The sequence below is a fragment of the Acinetobacter sp. ANC_7634 genome (genome assembly GCF_056779875.1).
This window is the reverse complement of record NZ_JBWYIT010000003.1, coordinates 78,656-99,873: the sequence shown is the minus strand read 5'-3', so window position 1 is coordinate 99,873 and position 21,218 is coordinate 78,656. Positions and strand designations below refer to the sequence as shown.

Sequence of the window (21,218 nt, the reverse complement as noted above, 5' to 3'; positions counted from 1 at the left end):
GTCACTGACCGCTTTTATTTATTCATGTAGTAAGCGTAGTCCAATTTTTTTGGTTAGCTCATTCAGTTGTTGTCTTAAGTTTTTAGACTCATTTAATGATTTTGCTGCTTTAAATTTGATTCTCAGATATTTTTCTTGGAGTGAAAGTGAGTATTCTGAGGCAAGTTTATCAGCCATTTCAGGGGCTTCAGTGAGTGTTTGAATATTAGTACGTTTTAAAATCTCAGAGAGTTCATGATGAAATGGGCTACATGCACCCAAAATATAATAACTCGCCAACTCTTGGTCATCTGGCAGATCATCAAAAATGACATTAAAAATTTTTAATACTTTTGCAAGCAATTCATCTTCAGGAATCACTGCGCGTAATACTTCAAAATGAATATAAAGAAAAGGATGGTACATTAACATTGCCACTGCGAAATCTTCATCTCGTGTGCGAATATTAAATGATAATGAAGCGTCAAGACTCACTTGAGGCTGCCACTTTTTATTGAATCCTAATTTTTCTTTGAAATATTGACGAATCAAATAGCGATACGAACCTTGCTTAGGCATCAGATTGGTGAGTTGATTTAGCTCAGCCATGACCTGACTTTTACCTTCAGGTGTATTGATTTGATATTGTTGACTGAGAAGTGAAAAAGCAAACTCTGATAAGAGTGGTGATTGTTGCCAAAGTCGATTGAAAGTTTCAACACCGTCCTTACGAACTAATGAGTCAGGATCATGCTCCGCAGGTAGAATAAAAAATTTCAGTTCACGACCATCATTTAAGAGGGGAAGTGCAATTTCTAAAGTGCGTCGAGCAGCTTTTTGACCAGCCGAATCACCATCAAAAGCAATAGTTAACTGATTATTTTGTTTAAATAATAGATTCAAGTGATCAGCATTGCTCGCCGTCCCCAAGGTGGCAACTGCGCCAGGAATGCCAGCTTGCTGTAATGCGATGACATCCATGTAACCTTCAACCATTAACCAATGATTGGCTTTGAGCTTACGACCTTCATATAAGCCATAGAGTAGTTGGTTTTTATGGAAAACTTCAGAGTCTGGCGAGTTGATATATTTGGGTTTGATCTCGTCATTCAATGCTCGTCCACCAAAACCGACAACGCGACCTTTTGCATCACGTATAGGAAAAATGACACGTTCTCGTAGTAGATCAAAATCACGACCAGAATCACTGGTTCTGATCAAACCGAGTAGTTTTAATCCTTCAATATCTTGCGGAAATGCTTTTTCAAGATGTTGCCAATCTTCTGGGGCATAACCTAATCGCCAATACTTAATCGTGGTATCACTTAGTCCGCGTCGCTGAAAATACTGTTGCGCAATTTGGCTATTTGGAAGTTGTTTTTCATAAAATAAAGCAACATTTTCAAGAAGATCGTATAAATTACCTTCAGGTGCGACCTCAACTGAATTCAAGTCATCTGTATTAAATTGATACTCATCGAATTCATAGTTTTGAAATGCTTCAAAAGGATCTACATCAAAAGCTGAAGTAGGCGGAGAAATGATTTCTGCTGCATCTGCTTCAATGGGTGCCTGCGGTTGCTTTTCTTGGTTAGGTTTAATAGGTTCTCTCTTGTATGAGAGTTTTTTATTGTCTTGATTGTCTTTAGGTAATTCGATACCGGTTTGGCTTGCCAGGTCTTTAATCACCTCGATGAAATTGCGATTATCAATATCCATCATAAAGCGAATTGCATTTCCATTGGCTTGGCAACCGAAACAGTGGAAATATTGCTTATCACGGTAGACGTGAAAAGAAGGTGTTTTCTCTTGATGAAAAGGACAACAGCCTGAATAGGTACGACCTGACTTTTTTAATTTCACACGTTGGCCAATAAGATCGACGATGTCAGTTCGATCTAAAATTTGATCAATCGTATGTTGTGGAATTGCCATAATTAAAAAGCCAAAAGAATGAGGAATAAAGTGATTGAATTAAGTCTATCCTAAACACTTAAGACGATAAATAAAGCCATGCAATAAAAAAGGTGGGTAATCCCACCTTTTTTGATTCGTAAGAATGGATTATTGACGCTGTGGGTCGTACATACTTTCATTTGCTGGCGCACTTTCCACATTGTGATCTTTATTACCAAGCAAGCCAAAGCTTAAGCGATTCAATAAACCGGGTTGTGTATTGGTGTTGTCAGATTGCTCTGCTGATACTTCTGCCGTTGTTTGGCTGCGTGCTTCACGACCTAAAATACCCAAGGTTGCACGATTTAACCAACTTCCATCTTTACGTGCTGCGCGTAAATCGACCTCACCATTAGACTTCACAAGATGAGGGTAGTTTAGCTTTAGCACTTCAACGTATTGTTGAGATGTTGCCTTGTCACCGAGTTTATCGTATCCGTAAGCAATCGTTGCAAGCGCTTCTGGTACTTGAGGTGTTTGAGGGAAATGTTCCACAACCCATTGTCCACGCTCAACTGCTGCAAGCCAAGCTTTACGCTTTAAGTTAAAGCGAGCCGCATTCATTTCACTTTCAGCAAGTTCTTGACCAATAAATTTCATGCGCTGAGCAGCATCTACAGCATACTGACTACTTGGGAAACGACGAATGAAATCAACAAAATTTTGATATGCAACTTTTAAATAGCTGACATCACGATGAGCCTGTTGGAGTGATGTATAGCGGATGAGACCATCATAGTTTTGCTCCATATTCGCCACACCACGAACATAGTAAGCATAATCAACATTAGGATGTTGAGGATTTAAACGAATAAAACGGTCTGCTAGCGCAATAACAGCTTCATAGTCTTTTTGTTGAAAACGAGCATATAAAAGATCGAGTTGAGCTTGTTGAGTATATTGACCTGTAGGGTAATAAGTTTCAATTGCTTCTAATGATTGTGCTGCATCGCTATATTGACCACGATCTAATGCTTTTTGTGCTTTATCGAAATAAGATTGTTCGGTTGATTTAGGTCCAGTATCCACAACATCCTTCTTGGGATTACTGCTACAGCCCACAAATGTTGCTGCTAAGCCTAGCGATAAAGCAAGCATTGTAACTTTATAACGTGGTAGCGACATAAAAATTCCTCTGTTTATACGGGCAATAGGCTACAATTGCACTATTAAACCACTTTTGTCCGAATGAGCAAATGACTTCAGCACAAACTTCTAATTCTAATTTCCCAGAAATCGACATCAATTTACTTGAAGATTCTGAGGATGCAGATAACCATACTTCAGCCCCAACTGCAACACGTTTATCGTTGCAATTTCAAGTGGATGAGAGTTCTCTTGGTCAGCGAATAGATCAAGTTGCAGCACTCGCTTGGAACGAATTTTCGCGTGAAAAATTGAAACAATGGTTGAAGGATGGTCATTTGTTGGTAAATGGTCAAATTGTGAAACCAAAATATAAAAGTGAAGGGAATGAGCTACTCACGCTTAATGTAGAGCTTGAAGCCCAAGTCACCAGCCAACCTGAAAATATTCCCTTAGATATTATTTATGAAGATGATGATATCTTAGTCATTAACAAGCCAGTGGGGATGGTTGTACATCCTGGTGCAGGAAACCCGAATGGTACTTTGGTTAATGCTCTTTTATATCATTTTCCAAAATCAGCAGAATTATCTCGAGCTGGTCTAGTACACCGTATCGATAAAGATACCAGCGGTCTCTTGGTTGTAGCTAAAAATTTAGAAGCTCAATTTTCCTTGAGTAAACAGTTGGCGAAAAAATCAGTTTATCGAATTTATGATTTGATTTGTTATGGCAATATTATTGCAGGCGGTAAAATTGATGAGCCGATTAAACGTCATCCCGTAGATCGTGTAAAAATGGCGATCTTACCAGGTGGTCGTGATGCCGTGACTCACTATAATGTGAAAGAAAGATTCCAAAATTTCACACGTGTGCAAGCACAATTAGAAACTGGACGTACTCATCAGATTCGTGTGCATTTCACTTATATTGGTTTCCCTTTGGTCGGTGATCCAGTGTATGTCAGTCGTGTCAAAGTGCCTGCAGGTGCTTCAGAAAAACTCGCTACTCATTTACGAGAGTTTAGACGTCAAGCGCTTCATGCATCAAAATTGGGGCTAATACATCCACGTACAGGTGAAGAAATGATGTTTGAAGCACCATGGCCTGGAGATTTCACAGCATTACTTGAGACTCTTCGTACGGAAAATAAGGCTTACTAAATTAAAGGAAAGTTTACATGCAAATTGTGCAAGGTTTGCCCAAAGGTGTTGTGGTAGGACAAACAGAATTAAGTCACCCTCACGCACTTCAAACATCTCAGACTGATTTAGAAGGTTTTAACTTGGCTTTGCATGTAAATGATCAACCAGAACGTGTTCATCAGCATCGAATGCACTTGTTAAGTGACTTCTCAGTCTATGGGGTGAGTCGATTGACTTGGATGAACCAAACGCACAGTACAATCTGTCACGTTGTAAATGATGACATGAGCTTACACGCTCTAAATGGCGATGGTTTAGTGACACAACAAAAACATCATGCATTAATGATGATGACGGCAGATTGTTTGCCAGTGGTTCTCGGTAACAAAGATGGTACTGAAGTCGCTAATTTGCATGCAGGTTGGCGAGGATTGGCAAATGGCATTATTGAAAATACAGTCAATGCCATGAGCACTCAACCCTCTTGGGCGTGGTTAGGTGCGGCAATTAGTCAGCCATGCTTTGAAGTGGGTGAGGAAGTAATGCACACATTCTGCGATAGGATTCCAGAATTAAGTTCAGCATTTCAAAAGGGAGATCTAGAGGGTAAGTATTACGCAGATCTGTATGCGATTGCTCGCCATATATTGAAAAGTTTAGGGGTGGAACAGGTTCTTGGAGGTGAGCGATGTAGCTACACGGAGGATCAAACATATTATTCTCATCGCCGTAATTCAAAAACCGGCCGCATGGCGACATTTGTCTTCATGGAGTGAAAAGAATTTATTTAGTTTCAATCAGATCGTCTGGGTATTTAAATGATGACTTTCTTAAAGCTCATCATCTTTACTTATGTTTGAGATTTTATTTAATCACTTCGATCTGTTGTTTATTTAAATGAAAGATTTAAATAAAAATACATTAATTTACAAGTTGCTAAGTTGATATAAGTGATTCATTACTAGACCATTTTTTTTGAAATATGAATTATTTAAATACAAAAAATGTTAGATCAATCACAATTTGATAGTAAAAATTTATATAATAGTGAATATTACATTGTCTTTTTGTTAGACAAGACATAAAAATAAAAAATTGTGGAGACAATGATGATCTTAATAGGATTCGCGAAATCAAGAAATTTTTGTATTCCTGTCATCTATGGATTGACTTCAATAACATTAGCGTATGCTGCTCCAATGCAAGAACTGACTGACGCTGAACTTTCACATGTTGAAGGTAAAGCACTCATGAGCTTAAGCTATATTTCACCTGCAGATTCCGTCAATAAGAATTCTGGTCAAAATATTGGATTTTATAAAATGGGAATGGAAGCCCAATTAGATTTAAATGCTAACATCAAAAGATTGCAACTTGGATGCGGTGGAGTAAATGGTGCAAACGGTTGTGATATTGATATCGATAACTTAAGTTTGTCAGGGGTTGCAGAAACTCGTGAAGGACGAGTCCAATCAAGTGCCCAACTAACCAATCCATTTTTAGAGTTTGCTATAAAAAACCCAGATTCAGCTTCCACACGTGAAATGGTTGGTGTTCGTTTAAGTGCAGAAAAAGTACTAGGATTATTAACGCTTGGTAGTGAGAACTCTGAAAAACCAAATGGTATCAATAGTTTAAGTGGCTATCTGAAGATTAAGGACGCTGTTGGAACTGCGACAACAGCAGCTCGTTCTGGTGTAAATTTTAACAATCTTGGGGAATTAGTTTACGGAAAAGCAAAGAGTACAACAGGTTTCGTAAGTGCAGACTTTACGTCTAATGATTATGCTTTAAATTTAGCTGAGGGAAGCGGCTCTTTAAAAATTAATGGCCAAACTATTAGTGGTAACAGAATGTCAAATGTTTATTTAACAGGTGTTGCTCGAATAGATAACATTGCATTGTCAGGGAAAATTTCTGCAAGTGCTAAACTCTGGGGGCTTGTGCCTATACCACTATCTGGTGACATTACGGGTAATGTTTCAAACCTAAATGTAGATGTTAAAGTTTCAGAGAACCTTGGATATATTCACCGCTTACCTTTGAGTAATCCATTTTCTCTATCGATGCAAAAACAAGATATACATTGGACTGGAGCGAGTGTTGCTGCTCAGACAGGTTGGTGGCTTTCAATCGAGGACCCAATTGATATAGGTAATGTTACTCCGAGTCAAAAAGTGGTTGTGACAGATGCAGTGATTAAACAAGTTGTACCGCTAATTAGTAATTATTTACAGGCTAATCCAATCGAATGTGGTTTTTTAGCAACAAGTTGTTTAGCAGGTAATTTTAGATTAGGTGAGGTTCCATTAACAAATTCAATAGTGAATATGGATTTGGTAAACTTACAGTTAAAAAATCAATCCTTTGCCCCAAACTGTTATGGAAGTTTAAAATTCTGCTAAATAATAGATATACTTGAGTTTTAAGTTTGCATTTCATCGGATAAATTGGAATATACATCACATTTTAAAAATTAATAATGTGATGTAAGTCTCTAGAAAATATTAAATTTTATTTTAATTTCTATATTTTAATTCATTTAGCAAGTTTTAAGCCTCTTTATTTTTTTCATTAATTTATAGATAGTAATGATGTTGCTTATGGATTAAGCCTGAATAAAAATAATATGGAGACTCTAATGTTGAAGAGTTTACTTGGTTCTATCAAATTGATTTTATCAACATCATGCTTAGTGTTGATTCCTTTGTATGCAACGGCTAATAACATTCATAATGATTTAAAAATGATGAGTGATGAAGAGTTATCAGCGACAAATGGCCAAGCTTTGTTAAGTATGAGTTACATTGATCCCAATGATGGGGCAAACAATATGCGAGGTAAAGGTGTTGGCTTTTATAAGCTTGGAATGGAAGCAGATATAGAACTCAATGCAAATATTAAGCATTTACAACTTGGCTGTGGTGGTATTAATGGAGCAGGTGGATGTGATATTGATATCGAAAATCTGAGTTTGAGTGGTATGTCAGACACTAGAGAGGGTCGTGCGGGTTCTTCAGCCAAGCTAACCAATCCATTTTTAGAGTTTGCGGTAAAAAATCCAACATCGGCATCAACTCGAGAAGTTGTGGGTTTGCGTCTCAGTGCTGAAAAAGTATTAGGTTTACTGACGCTTGGTGATGAAAACTCTGATAAACCGAATGGTATTAACTCACTCAGTGGTTATTTAAAAATTAATCCCACTCAGGGTATGGGTTATACTAATGCTCGAAGTATGACCTATGCCGATACTGGTCAAACTATCGATGGAAAAGTGAATGCAAGAATTTGTTTGATTTGTATTATTGCACCTACTTTGACACTCGATTTTAAATCGAATAATTACAATTTAGCATTACAAGAAACGACTGCACCAATTCAAATTAATGGAACTACGGTCTCTGGTACTCGAATGAGTTCTGCACAATTGACAGGTGTTGCCAATATTAATCAATTGAATTTTGGTGGTAATCTCACGGCTAATATCCAAGTGCTAGGGGTAGGATTACTGAATTTGCAAAAAGAAGTCAGTGGTAACATTACAGGTTTAAAAGCCAACATTACGGTAGATCAAAACTTAGGTTTAATTCATAAAATCCCTGTAAACAATCCATTCTCGCTCTCTGTGCAAAACAGTGAAATCTGGTGGCCAAATGCTGACGTTGCTGCACAACAGGGCTGGTGGATGGCGTTTAATGATTCGATTAATATTGGGGATGTAACACCTGAGAAGCGTATCGATATTACGAATGATGTGTTAAAACAAGTGGTTGGACCAATCAGTGATTATATCAGTCGAAATCCTCCATCTTGTAATGCACTTGATTGTCTGTTTGGTGACAAACTTGGTGTTGGGAATGTTCATTTGCCGAATACCAATGTAAATTTTCCATTAAAAGATTTACAACTTAAAAATCAAACCTTTGCTCCAAACTGTTATGGAAATTTAAGGTTTTGTTAATAAAAAAACCGCTCAAATGAGCGGTTTTTTTATTTATGAAAAATTCTTGCTTTATCACGCTGCCAATCGCGGTCTTTTTCAGTGGCACGTTTATCGTGTAATTGTTTACCTTTAACAAGTGCAATTTCGAGTTTGACTAAACGACCTTTCCAATAGCACGCCAAAGGTACACATGTGTAACCTTTTTGATTGATCGCTCCTTGGAGTTTCTCGAGTTCGCGACGTGAAAGAAGTAGCTTACGAGTACGTGTTGCTTCGGGAACGATATGAGTTGAAGCAGAAAGAAGAGGTTGAATTTGAGCACCAAATAAATAAGCTTCATTATTTTTGAAAATAATATAGCTTTCCGTGATACTCATGCGTCCAGCACGAAGAGATTTTACTTCCCAACCTTGTAACGCTAAACCAGCTTCAAATTTTTCTTCAATAAAATAATCGTGACGTGCACGTTTGTTAAGCGCAATAGTGCCACTATTATTTTTTTTTACTACAATCGATTTCGACATAATACAAATATTCCAAGATTAGACCTATTTTGCCTCAAACTTGGCTTGAGGTGAAGTCATTTCACTGTCAACAAGTGTGCGTGTGAATTGAGTTTTTGTTAAACTATGCGCCTACATAATAATCTTAGAGTATAAATGGATGTCTAAAACTCGTGTCATCTATCCGGGAACATTCGATCCTATTACTAATGGTCATATTGATCTTGTATCTCGTGCTGCAAAAATGTTTGATGAAGTTGTAGTTGCGATTGCAATTGGTCATCACAAAAATCCAGTGTTTAGTTTAGATGAGCGAGTTGCGCTTGCAAAATCATCGTTAAGCCATTTAGACAATGTAGAGTTTGTTGGTTTTGACGGTTTATTGGTGAATTTTTTTCAAGAGCAAAAGGCAACAGCTGTACTCAGAGGTTTAAGAGCAGTGTCTGACTTTGAATATGAGTTTCAACTTGCAAATATGAATCGTCAATTAGATTCAAATTTTGAAGCTGTATTTTTAACGCCGTCAGAGCAATACTCGTTTATTTCATCCACATTAGTTCGTGAAATTGCACGTTTGAAAGGTGATGTGACGAAATTTGTGCCAAAAGCAGTTGTTGAGGCATTTGAACGTAAGCATCAGCAAGGTTGGTAGAGTGTCTTTAATTATTACGGATGAGTGCATCAATTGTGACGTTTGTGAGCCTGTATGCCCAAATGAAGCGATTTATATGGGTGAACTGATCTATGAAATTGATCCGAATCTATGTACTGAATGTATTGGTCATTATGACCAACCCCAGTGTTCATTATTCTGCCCGGTAGACTGTATTCCTAAAGATCCTAATCATGTGGAATCTGAGGATGAATTGCTGGAAAAGTATAAAAAACTAATTGCTCAAAAAAGCACGAGCAATTGATCTCAAAGTTTGTTAAGATGCGCCACTTGAAGTGAGCCAGACGATCGCTGCTGTGAAGGTCTTCGTGACTAAAGCAGGGGAGGAAAGTCCGGGCTTCATAGGGCAAGGTGCCAGGTAACGCCTGGGAGGCGTAAGCCTACGGAAAGTACAGCAGAGAGTAGACCGCCATTTTGCAACTGAACTTCGGTTTAGCCTAGAATATGGTAAGGGTGAAAGGGTGCGGTAAGAGCGCACCGCATGACTGGTAACAGTTCATGGCATGGTAAACCCCACCTGAAGCAAGACCAAATAGGAATCCTTAAGGTATGGCCCATACTGGATTCGGGTAGGTCGCTTGAGCATATGAGTGATTGTATGCCTAGAGGAATGATCGTTCTAGACAGAACCCGGCTTATCGGCTCACTTCAACAAATTTTGATCAAACAGTGCCGATATTACTTGACGGATACATCAATCAAGTAGATAATGCGCCCACAGTTTACGGCTATGTAGCTCAGTTGGTTAGAGCACCGCACTCATAATGCGGGGGTCACAGGTTCAAGTCCCGTCATAGCCACCATTTTTATAGACCACACTCACTAGTGTGGTCTTTTTTTATGTGTGAAATCTTGAGTTTTCATTGGCACTGAATAAGCTGAGAATCTAGCTTAATTTTTGGAAACTCTTGTTCAAATTGTGCTAAAACGGCTGTCTGATTTACATTTGAAAACACAATATTTTGCAAGCTTTCAATTTTTTGCTCAGACAAATAAAGCTGTGCACAATGAAGAGCAACCGCATTCTCTTTACTCACGGCAAGTTTATGATCTTCAGGAATGACATCAATATGCACGAGCTTTTGTTGAGCACGGCTTAATTGAATTAGAGTTCGTTTTTGTTGCATGGTTATAAAGTTTTGAGCATTGATCCATTGAGCGACATCCATGCGTACACCGTGATAATTCACAAATATGGGGTGAGTCGTTTGGCATCCGCTCACAAGGCTTAAACAGCATATGAGAATAAAATATTGAGGATTGAGCATGATTTTGATGTTATTGAAACCTTACTATTACAATAAAATCATATAATTATGGATTAATTTTGTTCAAATAAGGTTTATTTGTATAAAGGGTGATCATTAGTGCTTTCGTATGCTTGACGATACAACGATAACTTAAGATAATGCGCACACAGTTTACGGCTATGTAGCTCAGTTGGTTAGAGCACCGCACTCATAATGCGGGGGTCACAGGTTCAAGTCCCGTCATAGCCACCATTTTTATAGACCATGCTCACCGCATGGTCTTTTTTTTATTTCTCAAAATGTCCTGAGATAAGATCAAGTGTAGATTGTGCTTGATAAAAAGGCTGAATCAAACTTTGAATTAATTGTTCTAGAATGCCAAAATCATTTAACATGGTGATAAGTTGAGGTGCAAAACGATGGGCTTCGATCACTAAATCTTCTTGAGTTAGTCCAACAGCCGTGAGTAAAGCTTGTAAACTGTAATCACCAAAATATTCATAGAACTCATCAACCACTTCTAAAATGATGGACTGAATCTCAGAGGATTGGCGTAAATTTCTCCAGGTTTCATAGACCAAAATAAAAAAATCTTCGACATCAATGGCTTCAATCTGCTCAAGCTGAGCTGAAATTTTTTGAAATTGGAGATCTGACCAAATATGTTGAATGATTTCATAAAGTTCATTTTGAGGCAGTGTGATAATTTCGCCTAATTGAACCAATATTGCATTTGCAAGTTGGGATTCTAGTTTTAACTCTAATGTGTGTTGCTGATCTTGGAGAAAATTAAAAATCTTTGATTTGACCGTATGATTTTGAACTTTATTTTTTCGAAGCCTATCCAGCCAAGGTGTATATTTTTCTAAAATTTGATTTGCTAATTGAAGACTTACTGCATATGCCTTCTCATTACTTAAAATTTGTTGTTTTAAACCATAACGTACTTGATCTAATTCAAGAATTTTATTTAGCCATAGCCCAAAATCATGGTCTGAAATTAAATCTCCGATTAAAGCATTTGAACTCTTTAAATGAAGGTAAATACGTTGTGCAACAGCGCCAATAAACTCTAGTAAATCAGGTCCAAGATTTAACTCAAAAGTATATTTCGAAACAACAGCATGAAGTTGTTCAATATTTACAATATCTTTTAATTTGATTCGATTAAACTGAGCATAAGCTTGTGAAACAAACGTGTCTAATACCGCATTTGATTCAGCATTTAATAAATGTTGTTGGGTAAACCGAATTTGCTCAAGCATAAGTGCTTGAGCAAATTGATTGAGTTGTGTCGAGTTAGACACCTGCTTTCCATCCATTTACGATTGGATAGCGGCGTTCGCGGCTAAATGCACGAGAGGATATACGTGGACCAATTGCACCCTGACGGCGCTTATATTCGTTGCGATCAACCAATCCAATGACTTTAGTCACGATATCTCGATCAAAACCTTTAGAGATAATATCTTCAAGACTCTGATCTTCTTCAATATATGCATATAAAATTGCATCAAGAACATCGTAAGGTGGTAATGAGTCTTGATCTTTTTGATCAGGTCGTAATTCAGCAGAAGGTGGGCGAGTAATCACACGTTCAGGGATTACAGGCGTATCTTCCAAACTATTACGGTATTTCGCTAACTCAAATACAATCGTTTTATAAACATCTTTAAGTACAGCAAAACCACCGACCATATCACCGTACAGTGTGCAGTAACCAACAGATAATTCAGATTTGTTACCTGTAGATAAAACAAGATTACCAAATTTATTAGACAGACCCATTAATAAGGTGCCGCGTGCGCGAGCTTGTAAATTTTCCTCAGTTGCATCAGCAGGAGAATTGCCGAAGAATGGGTGTAATGTCTGCATAAAGCTGTTGACGATTGGGTGAATTTCCGCAATACCAAAAGTGACTCCCATACGTTTTGCCTGCTCAGTCGCGTCTTCAACACTGATTTGAGAGGTATATGTGTAAGGCATCATAACAGCTTGAACTTTATCTGCTCCAATAGCATCGACAGCGATTGCAAGGGTGAGTGCTGAGTCGATACCACCAGAGAGACCAAGAATGACACCAGGGAAACCTGAGCGTTGTACATAATCTCGTGTTGCCAAAACCAAAGCTTGGTAAATTTCTGCAATCGTATCTAATGCAGGTGCTTTGGTAGCGGCTTTAAAAGATTTAAGCTCTGCTTCATATTCAACATGAAAAAGGTCTTCTTTAAAGCTTGGTGCTTCAAGTACAACTTCACCATTTGCATTCACAACGAAACTTGTTCCGTCGAAAATGAGATCATCTTGCCCGCCTACTTGGTTGACATAAACAAGATTGAGATTCAATTGTTTAGCTAACTCTTTAAGCGTAACAACACGGTGTTGAGGCTTTCCAACTTCGTATGGTGAGGCATTTAACACAAGAACAGTTTCAACATTCAGTTTGGCAAGTTGTTGAACACTCTCAAGTGTCCAGACATCTTCGCAAATTAATACACCGAATTTATGTCCTAAATACTCAAATACAAGGTGTTGATGACCCTCAGCGAAATATCTCTTTTCATCAAAAACACTATAATTTGGTAAATTTTGCTTGTTATAAATACCTAATACTTGCCCATCTTTCATAACGGCTGCAGAGTTATAGCGTGCACCCGAATCAGCTTGATTAACAAAACCAAATACCATCACAATGTCTTTCACTTCAGCCAGTTTTTCGAAAGCTGATGCTGTACGTTTGCTTAGGCTTGGACGAAGTAGGAGATCCTCTGCAGGATAACCAATGGTCGAAAGTTCAGGAAACACAATGATATTGGCATTTTGCTGTTTGGCTTCGTTAGCGAGTCCAATCATTCGATGAACATTGGCTTCTAAATTGCCGACAAATGGAGAGAATTGAGCAAGAGAAACTTTAAAACTATTCATTTAAACCAAGTCCTATCCTATAGGTTTATATACAGCACGTGCTGATTTTATTGGAGTAATTATTCAGCTGTGTGTATGTGATATTACATAACTGCCAAATGGCTCAAATTTACATCATTAAAACATGATAAAAGATCTTATTTCTTGCACAGCAAAAACTACGATTCATATGTATTCTATCTAAAATAAAAGTAGATACTAGCTTTTGCCATTGTTTGTACATAAAAAATTAAATCGTAATGGATTTGCGACACAGTAAATCAGATGTCAAAGCTGATATGGTGTTTCTGATTCACAAATCAATAGCTTGAATAAAAAATATTCTTTTAATTTTACAGTTTTTATTGATTCAAAATAATATTCGGAATCTTTTTCAAAAATATATCTCTAGCTATTTCGCCTTGTTGTTCAATGTTGTATTCATTGAAATTTTTTTTAGGGTCAAATTTATAGGCATAAGGATTATACTTTTTGAAGGAAATAAAATACGCACTTTGCAGAAAAGCGCCTTTGAGCAAAACATTTTGTCCTTGTTGGTGTTGTAAAATATGAGTCATCTCGTGAATGAAAATTCCTTGATAGATTTTATTTTCTTTCGAATAGTCAGTTTTGAAATGTTTGTTGCGAATATGCAAATAGCCCTTTGGCGCCATAAATACCGCTGAGGGTTGCCACGGTAGAAACGGATGATTCATGATTTTCACCCTGTTATAATCTATAAGATCACCAAAGACACTTTGGCTTAACGTGATTTCACCTTGGGTGAGTGATCTACATCTAAAAGCGTCAAATTTTATCCATTTTAAAATAAGTGGCATCCACAACATCATACTTATTTCTTAATCTACTTAAAGTTTATGTGACACTCAAAATATCACTAATTTGAATCATTACTTGTTAAAAATGGTGTTGACCTTTAATGATAATGAAATGGTATTTACTGATTAAAACTTAATAATTTTGTTAGACAATCTTGATGAATGAGCAATTATGCCATCTCTAAAGATTTATTATGCAAATGGCTATTTCGTCTTTTTATCTTAATTTTTTAGAAACGTCGAAGAATTCACATTATTTGAATTTATTCACTGAGATAAAAGAGAAGGTTCGCCATGTTATTAACTCAGCCACTAAAAAAAATTTCAAAATTTCTAAACGGTTCTAAATTTGATTCTGAGAATCAATCAAAAGCTATTCCAATTCGTCATATGAAATTTGATTTTGATCATCAAAAGATTGATCCAAAATTTTATTTGAATGCGGAATTAGCAAGTGCTTACTTTGCCTCACTTTCAATTTTTTTAACCTATGGTGAGGATCTCGTTATTGATACAGCACGTTATCATCGTGACTTTATTCAAGATCCATTACTCAAGCAAAGAGTGACAGCACTGATTGGGCAAGAAGCTTTACATTCTAAACTTCATGAAGAATTAAATGACGCTTTTTTAAAGGCAGATTTGCCTGTCAAATTGTTTAGATTTCTGGCGCATCACGTTTTTGAATATGGTTTTAATCGGTTGCCTCAGCCAATGAAATTATCGCTTATGGCTGGGATTGAGCATTTTACCGCAGTGCTTGCTGAATACATGATGAATCATGAGCATATTTTCTTCGAATCTCAAGATGAGAAACAACGCGCAATTTGGATGTGGCATATGCTTGAGGAATCAGAGCATAAAGATATTGCATATGATGTGTTCCAACTTCTTTCGAGTAACTATGCTTTAAGAATAGCAGGCTTTTTCCCAGCGCTTATTACGATTTTAGTGCTGATTTCTGCTGCATCCTTAATTGTGCCATTTTATCGTAAGCCATCAAATCTAATCAGTTTAAGTTACTACAAAGATATGTACCGAAGTGTAGGTTTGATTTTTGGTCTAAAAGATGGGGTTTATGGCAGTTCGATCAAACATATTTTCGAATATCTCAAACCAGACTTCCATCCGAATGATCATGATACATCAGCGTTTTTAGAGTACTACAAAGAACGTTTATTAAATCCAGTGGATGGTATTTTAACACCATACTTTACGAAGGAATTCATGCCTGCTTTAAAGGTATAAGAATAAGGATAGTTCATGCTTTTTTTTAAGAAGAAAATTAAACCGAGCCATCAGGCTTATGCTGTGGTAACGGGTGCTGGAAGTGGTATTGGACGCAGTTTTGCATTGGAAATTGCAAAACGTGGTGGTCAAGTGGTGTGTGCTGATATTAATTTAGCTGCAGCTGAAGAAACTGTTCAGCTGATTTCTCAGACCACAGGCCAAAAAGCATTTGCTGAATCCTGCGATGTGGGAAAAAAGGAAGATGTTGAGCGATTGGCGAATCAAGCAGAAAACCTTTTTAATCATCCTGTGACACTTGTTATTAATAATGCTGGCGTGGGGTTAGGTGGTAAGTTTGATGAGGTGACACTAGAAGATTGGCAATGGTGTATGCATGTCAATTTATGGGGCGTGATTCATGGTTGTCACTTTTTTGTACCGAAGTTTAAACAACAAGGTTATGGGGCAATTATTAATGTTGCTTCAGCAGCAGGTTTTACAGCTGCACCTGAAATGACAGCTTATAACGTGACGAAATCTAGTGTACTTGCATTATCTGAAACGTTATCTGCAGAATTACATCAAGATAATATCCGTGTGAATGTGCTTTGCCCAACTTTAGTACCTACTAATATTATGAAGAATGGGCGATTACCTTCCAATTACTCGGGTTTAGCTGATGATTTATTGCAGAATCATGCATTTGTCACAAGCGATCAAGTTGCACAAAAAACCTTAAACAATTTAGATAAAGGCATTCTTTATACGATTCCACAACCAGACGCGAAATTATTTTGGTTGATGAAGCGTGCTTCACCAACCTTATATACCAAGATGTTAGGTGTAGGTTATCCATGGTTTAAGCGGTTTGTAAAATAATAGAGAGATAAAAGAATGACACTCGATAACGAATTTGAAAGCAAAGCAGATTTAAAAATTCAAACTGCTGATCAATCTGAAAAAGCAGAAGTAAAAGTAAAGAAAAAAAACAATGCAGATAAAGAACTTAAAGTTGAACAACAACAAAAGGTGTATGACACGATTGTTGTTGGTGCAGGTATTTCAGGTATCGCTGCGGCATATAAAATGAATCAGGCAGGCTATCGCGACTACATTGTGCTGGAAAAAGCGAACCGAGTTGGTGGTACATGGCGCGATAATAATTATCCAGGATGTGGATGTGATGTTCCTTCAGCCTTATATTCTTTTTCCTTTTCGCCAAGTCACAAATGGAGTCATTTGTTTGCCAAGCAGCCAGAAATCTTAAGTTATCTTGAGGAAGTGGTTGAGAAGCATCAACTGAATGAAAAAATCCAATTTAATCATGAATTAAAAGCAGCACGTTGGGATAACGAGAAGGCGCAGTGGTCGTTAGAAACTTCTCAAGGAAAGTATCTAGCAAAAACGGTAATCTTTACAACGGGACCCATTACTGAGCCATCATTTCCAAAAATTAAGGGCATAGAAAGTTTCAAGGGGGAAATGTTTCACTCTGCAAGATGGAATCATGAGTACGATCTTAAAGGTAAACGTATTGCTGTTATTGGTACAGGTGCTTCAGCGATTCAATTTATTCCTCAGGTTCAGCCATTAGCGAAAGAACTCTTTGTGTTTCAGCGTACAGCACCTTGGGTTTTGCCAAAAGCTGATATGAATTTGAATGATCAAGCGAAATCACTGATCCAGAAATTTCCCGTTATTCAATCCACTTGGCGGAGCAGTATTGCCCAAATTTTAAATGGCATTAACTTTGGTTTGCGTAATCCAAAAGTGCTGAAACCTGTGAATTTCTTAAGCAAACAATTATTGAAGTTGCAAATTCAAGATGATGAATTAAGAAAAAAAGTCACACCAAATTTTGATATTGGTTGTAAACGTCTTTTATTTGCCAACAATTATTATCCAGCATTGCAACAAGATAATGTGAAACTAATCAATGATGGGTTGGTTGAGATTGATGGGAATACGGTTGTTGCGGCCAATGGTGAGCGTCATGAAGTAGATGTCATCATTTGGGGTACGGGTTTTGAGGTATCGCATCCGCCAATTGGTAAGCGCATTTATGATATGGATGGGAAGCTCTTAGCGGATCGCTGGAAAAATAGTTCACCAGAAGCTTATTTAGGTGCAAGTATTACCAATGTACCAAATGCATTTTTGGTGTTAGGACCAAATATTCTGGTTTATGACTCATTTATTGGTATTGCTGAAGCTCAATTAGATTATATTCTTGATGGCCTACTAAAGATCAAAAAGCAAAATATTAACAAGCTTGTGATTAAAGACGACGTTGTTAAGCGACATAATCAATTGGTTCAAAAACATCTTAAAACCACTGTATTTAATGCAGGTGGCTGTAAGAGTTACTATTTGGATGAAAATGGTCGTAACTTTGCAGCATGGCCATGGTCTCTTGCAAAATTAAAACAGCAGTTAAGCTCATTAAACTTGGATCATTATTCACAACACTGATCAAAAAGCCTGATTTAATTAGGCTTTTTTTGTTTGTAGATATTCTATATATACGAGGTTTCTATTTCATCAGGGCTGAAAACAATATTTTGTTGTTAATCAGATAATAAAAAAACCACCCAAAGGGTGGTTTTTTGACTGTCGACGTAGTTCGAATTAACGAACGATATCGCGTTGAACTTCGCCAGTGTAAAGCTGACGAGGACGTCCGATCTTGTATGGGCCGCTGTGCATTTCTAACCAGTGGCTGATCCAACCAACAGTACGTGCAAGTGCGAAGATTACAGTGAACATTTCTGTTGGGATACCAATCGCTTTAAGGATGATACCTGAATAGAAGTCAACGTTTGGATAAAGGTTACGCTTGATGAAGTATTCATCAGAAAGTGCGATACGCTCCAATTCCATTGCTAAAGCTAACTGTGGATCATTGATACCTAAAGCACCAAGAACTTCATCACAAGTTTCTTTCATTACTTTAGCACGTGGATCGAAGTTTTTATAAACACGGTGACCGAAGCCCATGAGTTTAACTTCTTTAGTCTTCACTTTTTCCATGAAGCCAGCAACGTTTTCTACAGAGCCGATTTCATCAAGCATCTTAAGAACAGCTTCGTTTGCACCACCGTGAGCAGGACCCCAAAGTGCAGAGATACCAGCAGCGATACATGCATACGGATTAGCACCAGTAGAACCAGCTAAACGTACTGTAGACGTAGAAGCATTTTGTTCATGGTCAGCATGAAGCGTGAAGATACGATCCATTGCTTTTGCAAGAATAGGGTTAACTTTGTAATCACGATCTGCTGGAGTAGCAAACATCATGTACAAGAAGTTTTCTGCATAGCTTAAGTCATTACGTGGGTAAACGAATGGTTGACCAACAGTATACTTGTAGCTCCATGCAGCAAGGGTAGGAATTTTAGCAATCAAACGGATCGCAGTAATTTCACGGTGATCAACATTTTCGATATCAAGGTTGTTGTGATAGAACGCTGATAACGCACCAACAACACCAACCATAATCGCCATAGGGTGTGCATCACGGCGGAAACCGTTATAGAAGCGGCTAACTTGATCGTGAACCATAGTGTGGTTACGAACTTTAGCGTCAAACTCTTCTTTTTGCTCAGCTGTAGGAAGCTCACCATTTAATAATAAGTAGCAAGTTTCTAAATAATCAGCTTTAGTAGCTAGTTGGTCGATTGGATAACCACGGTGTAATAGAACACCTTTATTACCATCGATAAATGTGATTTTAGACTCGCAAGACGCTGTAGCCATAAAACCAGGATCAAAAGTGAAGTGACCTGCGGCCAATACATCTTTAACGTCGATTACATCTGGGCCCAATGTGCCGCTGTAAATTGGTAATTCAATTTCTTTGCCATCAAGCTGTAATACGGCTTTTTTGCCAGTTGCTTCAGACATTCAATAGATCTCCTGTCCTGGTGAATGTTTTATCTAACCCGAAATAATCTGTTGTAATCCGTGAGTTAGACGGTTTCAAAATTTGCTCTAAGCTTAGTGAGTAGTCAAAAATTGTCAATTATACTTATGGATAAAAATGACGACCTAAAGTGACTGGTTCTAAACTCAGTTAATCAGTAGGAATTTATCTGCTTTTCACTAGCGCCGCCGTATAATAAGACAATTTCAACGGTAGTGGCATAAAAAAAAAGACAAAAACGTGCATATTTTGATGATTTAAACCAAGTAATGCTTGATTATTAATACCTTTTATCAATATGTTAAAGGTTGTGAAAAGCGATTGTTTATAGAATTTGTCTGTTTTTTTAAGATGATAGACTGAATAAATAGACCAATAATGACAATGAAATATTTTTTTTCACTTTATTTACTAATTGATTAAAAAGTGTCTAATTTATAATGTTTCATTACATTTTAAGTGGTGAACTCAACATTAGAAAATGAAGTTTATTTTGTAATTAATTTATAAGTGCATATGATTTTTATCCTTTTTTACATTTGAAATTACTCAATTCAATTAGATAAAAAAACAATGACCATGTGAGCAATATTCATTTTTCTAATTAGTTTTAAAAGTACAAATTATTTGAGAATTAATTTTCTTTAAGTTTTTGAAAAATAAAATGAATATTATATTTCTTAAAAAAATATATTTTTGTAGTGAGTTGTGCTTTAGTCTAATTAAGACAAATCGAACATTTGAGTTCAGTAACACTAAATTAAAATAAATTGATATAAATATTAATAGCTTAGTGTTTGTATTTAAATAGAGAGATGACTTAACTGTAAGAAAGTAGATGTAAATGATTCTTATTTAAAAATATTTTATGGTTGACGCCTGCTTCGTAGGTTTGTAATTTGAAATTGCACGTTTTATAATTCCGTGTCGTATAAAGGTTTAGACAATTTATTTGTCTAACAAATGCCAGCTTTCCTTCGAATTAATTCCAACAAACTCCGGATGGAGTTTTTAACTACAGGATGCCCGCTGTGAAAAGCAACAGACCTGTCAATTTGTCCATGGGTCAAGTTTTAGACGTAAACTTAAAATCCCCTGTGGCTATTGCATCTATTTTACACCGTCTTTCAGGTGTCATCGTATTTTTACTCGTACCAGTTCTTTTATGGATCTTAGACAAATCATTGTCTTCTCCTGAGGGCTTTGCACAAGTTCAAGCTATTTTTGATAGCTTTATCGTGCGCTTCATCGTATGGGTATTTGTCGCTGGCTTAATCTACCACTTCATCGCAGGTATCAAGCATTTGCTTGCTGATATGGGTATCGCTGAAGAGTTACAAAGTGGTCGTGTAGCAGCAACAATCGCATTAATTTTATCTGCAATTGGTATCGTTGCATCATTTGTATGGATCGTACTCTAATGAAAAGTGCTACTGGTTTAACGGGTTCAGGTTCTCGCGATTGGTTTATCCAGCGTGTAAGTGCTGTAGTTTTAGCTGTTTATACTGTTGTGGTGTTTGGTTGGATCCTTTGTAATGGTGGTTTCAACTTCGAACAGTGGTACGGCTTTATGATGACATTACCGATGAAGATTTTATCTTTATTGGCAGTCTTATCTCTTGTTGCACACGCATGGATTGGTATGTGGCAAGTATTCACTGACTATGTGACGACTCGTCAAATGGGTCCATCAGCATCAGGTTTACGCCTAGTACTGACTTCAGCAGTCATTATTGCTGTATTTGCATATGCGATCTGGGCAATCCAGATTTTTTGGGCGAATTGATA

General features: G+C 37.2%; 19 protein-coding genes, 2 tRNA genes and 1 other RNA gene. 14 read left to right on the top strand and 8 right to left on the bottom strand.

Annotation, left to right across the window (positions count from 1 at the left end; translation table 11 throughout):
- Window positions 1–18: 18 nt before the first annotated feature.
- Window positions 19–1,914, bottom strand: coding sequence for a DNA primase (locus tag AC1M9A_RS05495; RefSeq protein WP_481607577.1), 1,896 nt, complete (start codon window positions 1,912–1,914; stop codon window positions 19–21).
- Window positions 1,915–2,043: 129 nt separating this feature from the next.
- On the bottom strand, window positions 2,044–3,060 hold the full coding sequence (locus AC1M9A_RS05490; RefSeq protein ID WP_179997751.1) for an outer membrane protein assembly factor BamD: 1,017 nt from the start codon (window positions 3,058–3,060) through the stop codon (window positions 2,044–2,046).
- Window positions 3,061–3,131: 71 nt separating this feature from the next.
- On the opposite strand from AC1M9A_RS05490, the gene rluD reads away from it, so the two are divergent.
- The 4 genes from rluD to AC1M9A_RS05470 all read left to right on the top strand — a co-directional run bounded on the left by rluD (window position 3,132) and on the right by AC1M9A_RS05470 (window position 8,127).
- Window positions 3,132–4,184 carry a 23S rRNA pseudouridine(1911/1915/1917) synthase RluD gene (gene rluD, locus AC1M9A_RS05485; protein ID WP_481609804.1) on the top strand — a complete coding sequence of 351 codons (1,053 nt, stop codon included), beginning with the start codon at window positions 3,132–3,134 and terminating at the stop codon, window positions 4,182–4,184.
- 17 nt (window positions 4,185–4,201) lie between these two features.
- Complete coding sequence (pgeF, locus tag AC1M9A_RS05480) at window positions 4,202–4,942, top strand: peptidoglycan editing factor PgeF (protein ID WP_481609803.1); 741 nt, start codon at window positions 4,202–4,204, stop codon at window positions 4,940–4,942.
- Between the two features lie 333 nt (window positions 4,943–5,275).
- Window positions 5,276–6,571 (top strand): hypothetical protein, encoded by a 1,296-nt coding sequence (locus AC1M9A_RS05475; RefSeq protein ID WP_481609802.1) that lies wholly within the window; start codon window positions 5,276–5,278, stop codon window positions 6,569–6,571.
- A 236-nt stretch (window positions 6,572–6,807) separates the two neighbouring features.
- The gene (locus AC1M9A_RS05470; protein WP_481609801.1) at window positions 6,808–8,127 is read left to right on the top strand and encodes a hypothetical protein; all 1,320 of its coding nucleotides are present in this window, start codon (window positions 6,808–6,810) and stop codon (window positions 8,125–8,127) included.
- Between the two features lie 29 nt (window positions 8,128–8,156).
- Here the strand turns inward: AC1M9A_RS05470 and smpB are convergent, their stop codons facing one another.
- The gene (gene smpB / locus AC1M9A_RS05465; protein WP_035269908.1) at window positions 8,157–8,633 is read right to left on the bottom strand and encodes an SsrA-binding protein SmpB; all 477 of its coding nucleotides are present in this window, start codon (window positions 8,631–8,633) and stop codon (window positions 8,157–8,159) included.
- A 139-nt stretch (window positions 8,634–8,772) separates the two neighbouring features.
- Between smpB and coaD the strand changes: the two genes are divergently transcribed.
- The 4 genes from coaD (at window position 8,773) to AC1M9A_RS05445 (ending at window position 10,088) form a co-directional block, all read left to right on the top strand.
- Entirely contained in the window at window positions 8,773–9,264 is a 492-nt protein-coding gene (coaD, locus tag AC1M9A_RS05460; RefSeq protein WP_035269911.1) for a pantetheine-phosphate adenylyltransferase, read from the top strand.
- Between the two features lies 1 nt (window position 9,265).
- Window positions 9,266–9,529 carry a YfhL family 4Fe-4S dicluster ferredoxin gene (locus tag AC1M9A_RS05455; RefSeq protein WP_180027945.1) on the top strand — a complete coding sequence of 88 codons (264 nt, stop codon included), beginning with the start codon at window positions 9,266–9,268 and terminating at the stop codon, window positions 9,527–9,529.
- Window positions 9,530–9,557: 28 nt separating this feature from the next.
- An RNA gene (rnpB, locus tag AC1M9A_RS05450) (RNase P RNA component class A) lies at window positions 9,558–9,939 on the top strand.
- Window positions 9,940–10,011: 72 nt separating this feature from the next.
- Window positions 10,012–10,088: transfer RNA gene (locus AC1M9A_RS05445), tRNA-Met, on the top strand.
- A 57-nt stretch (window positions 10,089–10,145) separates the two neighbouring features.
- On the opposite strand, the gene AC1M9A_RS05440 is transcribed toward AC1M9A_RS05445, so the two are convergent.
- Window positions 10,146–10,508, bottom strand: coding sequence for a hypothetical protein (locus AC1M9A_RS05440; RefSeq protein WP_481609800.1), 363 nt, complete (start codon window positions 10,506–10,508; stop codon window positions 10,146–10,148).
- Window positions 10,509–10,710: 202 nt separating this feature from the next.
- On the opposite strand from AC1M9A_RS05440, the gene AC1M9A_RS05435 reads away from it, so the two are divergent.
- A tRNA-Met gene (locus AC1M9A_RS05435) sits at window positions 10,711–10,787 on the top strand.
- Between the two features lie 35 nt (window positions 10,788–10,822).
- On the opposite strand, the gene AC1M9A_RS05430 is transcribed toward AC1M9A_RS05435, so the two are convergent.
- The 3 genes from AC1M9A_RS05430 to AC1M9A_RS05420 form a co-directional block, all read right to left on the bottom strand.
- On the bottom strand, window positions 10,823–11,842 hold the full coding sequence (locus AC1M9A_RS05430; RefSeq protein WP_481609799.1) for a hypothetical protein: 1,020 nt from the start codon (window positions 11,840–11,842) through the stop codon (window positions 10,823–10,825).
- On the bottom strand, window positions 11,835–13,460 hold the full coding sequence (locus tag AC1M9A_RS05425) for an NAD+ synthase (RefSeq protein WP_481588917.1): 1,626 nt from the start codon (window positions 13,458–13,460) through the stop codon (window positions 11,835–11,837). Before AC1M9A_RS05425 ends, AC1M9A_RS05430 begins: the two co-directional genes overlap by 8 nt.
- 341 nt (window positions 13,461–13,801) lie before the next feature.
- Complete coding sequence (locus AC1M9A_RS05420) at window positions 13,802–14,290, bottom strand: hypothetical protein (protein ID WP_481609798.1); 489 nt, start codon at window positions 14,288–14,290, stop codon at window positions 13,802–13,804.
- 282 nt (window positions 14,291–14,572) lie between these two features.
- Between AC1M9A_RS05420 and AC1M9A_RS05415 the strand changes: the two genes are divergently transcribed.
- The 3 genes from AC1M9A_RS05415 to AC1M9A_RS05405 are packed head-to-tail and all read left to right on the top strand — an operon-like array spanning window position 14,573 to window position 17,980.
- Window positions 14,573–15,526, top strand: a complete 954-nt coding sequence (locus tag AC1M9A_RS05415) for a metal-dependent hydrolase (protein WP_481609797.1) — start codon at window positions 14,573–14,575, stop codon at window positions 15,524–15,526.
- Window positions 15,527–15,541: 15 nt separating this feature from the next.
- Window positions 15,542–16,387 carry an SDR family NAD(P)-dependent oxidoreductase gene (locus tag AC1M9A_RS05410; RefSeq protein ID WP_481590218.1) on the top strand — a complete coding sequence of 282 codons (846 nt, stop codon included), beginning with the start codon at window positions 15,542–15,544 and terminating at the stop codon, window positions 16,385–16,387.
- A gap of 15 nt (window positions 16,388–16,402) precedes the next feature.
- Complete coding sequence (locus tag AC1M9A_RS05405) at window positions 16,403–17,980, top strand: flavin-containing monooxygenase (RefSeq protein ID WP_481609796.1); 1,578 nt, start codon at window positions 16,403–16,405, stop codon at window positions 17,978–17,980.
- Between the two features lie 156 nt (window positions 17,981–18,136).
- Here the strand turns inward: AC1M9A_RS05405 and gltA are convergent, their stop codons facing one another.
- The gene (gene gltA / locus AC1M9A_RS05400; RefSeq protein WP_035269948.1) at window positions 18,137–19,411 is read right to left on the bottom strand and encodes a citrate synthase; all 1,275 of its coding nucleotides are present in this window, start codon (window positions 19,409–19,411) and stop codon (window positions 18,137–18,139) included.
- Window positions 19,412–20,452: 1,041 nt separating this feature from the next.
- Here gltA and sdhC point away from each other — a divergent pair.
- Window positions 20,453–20,851, top strand: a complete 399-nt coding sequence (gene sdhC, locus AC1M9A_RS05395; RefSeq protein WP_179997761.1) for a succinate dehydrogenase, cytochrome b556 subunit — start codon at window positions 20,453–20,455, stop codon at window positions 20,849–20,851.
- Window positions 20,851–21,216 (top strand): succinate dehydrogenase, hydrophobic membrane anchor protein, encoded by a 366-nt coding sequence (sdhD, locus tag AC1M9A_RS05390; RefSeq protein WP_035268511.1) that lies wholly within the window; start codon window positions 20,851–20,853, stop codon window positions 21,214–21,216. Before sdhC ends, sdhD begins: the two co-directional genes overlap by 1 nt.
- Window positions 21,217–21,218: the final 2 nt, after the last annotated feature.

Bases quoted from the DNA above. Each gene is read 5' to 3' on its own strand.
- AC1M9A_RS05495 (WP_481607577.1), bottom strand. From the start codon at position 1,914: ATGGCAATTCCACAACATACGATTGATCAAATTTTAGATCGAACTGAC.
- AC1M9A_RS05490 (WP_179997751.1), bottom strand. From the start codon at position 3,060: ATGTCGCTACCACGTTATAAAGTTACAATGCTTGCTTTATCGCTAGGC.
- rluD (WP_481609804.1), top strand. From the start codon at position 3,132: ATGACTTCAGCACAAACTTCTAATTCTAATTTCCCAGAAATCGACATC.
- pgeF (WP_481609803.1), top strand. From the start codon at position 4,202: ATGCAAATTGTGCAAGGTTTGCCCAAAGGTGTTGTGGTAGGACAAACA.
- AC1M9A_RS05475 (WP_481609802.1), top strand. From the start codon at position 5,276: ATGATCTTAATAGGATTCGCGAAATCAAGAAATTTTTGTATTCCTGTC.
- AC1M9A_RS05470 (WP_481609801.1), top strand. From the start codon at position 6,808: ATGTTGAAGAGTTTACTTGGTTCTATCAAATTGATTTTATCAACATCA.
- smpB (WP_035269908.1), bottom strand. From the start codon at position 8,633: ATGTCGAAATCGATTGTAGTAAAAAAAAATAATAGTGGCACTATTGCG.
- coaD (WP_035269911.1), top strand. From the start codon at position 8,773: ATGTCTAAAACTCGTGTCATCTATCCGGGAACATTCGATCCTATTACT.
- AC1M9A_RS05425 (WP_481588917.1), bottom strand. From the start codon at position 13,460: ATGAATAGTTTTAAAGTTTCTCTTGCTCAATTCTCTCCATTTGTCGGC.
- AC1M9A_RS05420 (WP_481609798.1), bottom strand. From the start codon at position 14,290: ATGATGTTGTGGATGCCACTTATTTTAAAATGGATAAAATTTGACGCT.
- AC1M9A_RS05415 (WP_481609797.1), top strand. From the start codon at position 14,573: ATGTTATTAACTCAGCCACTAAAAAAAATTTCAAAATTTCTAAACGGT.
- AC1M9A_RS05410 (WP_481590218.1), top strand. From the start codon at position 15,542: ATGCTTTTTTTTAAGAAGAAAATTAAACCGAGCCATCAGGCTTATGCT.
- AC1M9A_RS05405 (WP_481609796.1), top strand. From the start codon at position 16,403: ATGACACTCGATAACGAATTTGAAAGCAAAGCAGATTTAAAAATTCAA.
- gltA (WP_035269948.1), bottom strand. From the start codon at position 19,411: ATGTCTGAAGCAACTGGCAAAAAAGCCGTATTACAGCTTGATGGCAAA.
- sdhC (WP_179997761.1), top strand. From the start codon at position 20,453: ATGCCCGCTGTGAAAAGCAACAGACCTGTCAATTTGTCCATGGGTCAA.
- sdhD (WP_035268511.1), top strand. From the start codon at position 20,851: ATGAAAAGTGCTACTGGTTTAACGGGTTCAGGTTCTCGCGATTGGTTT.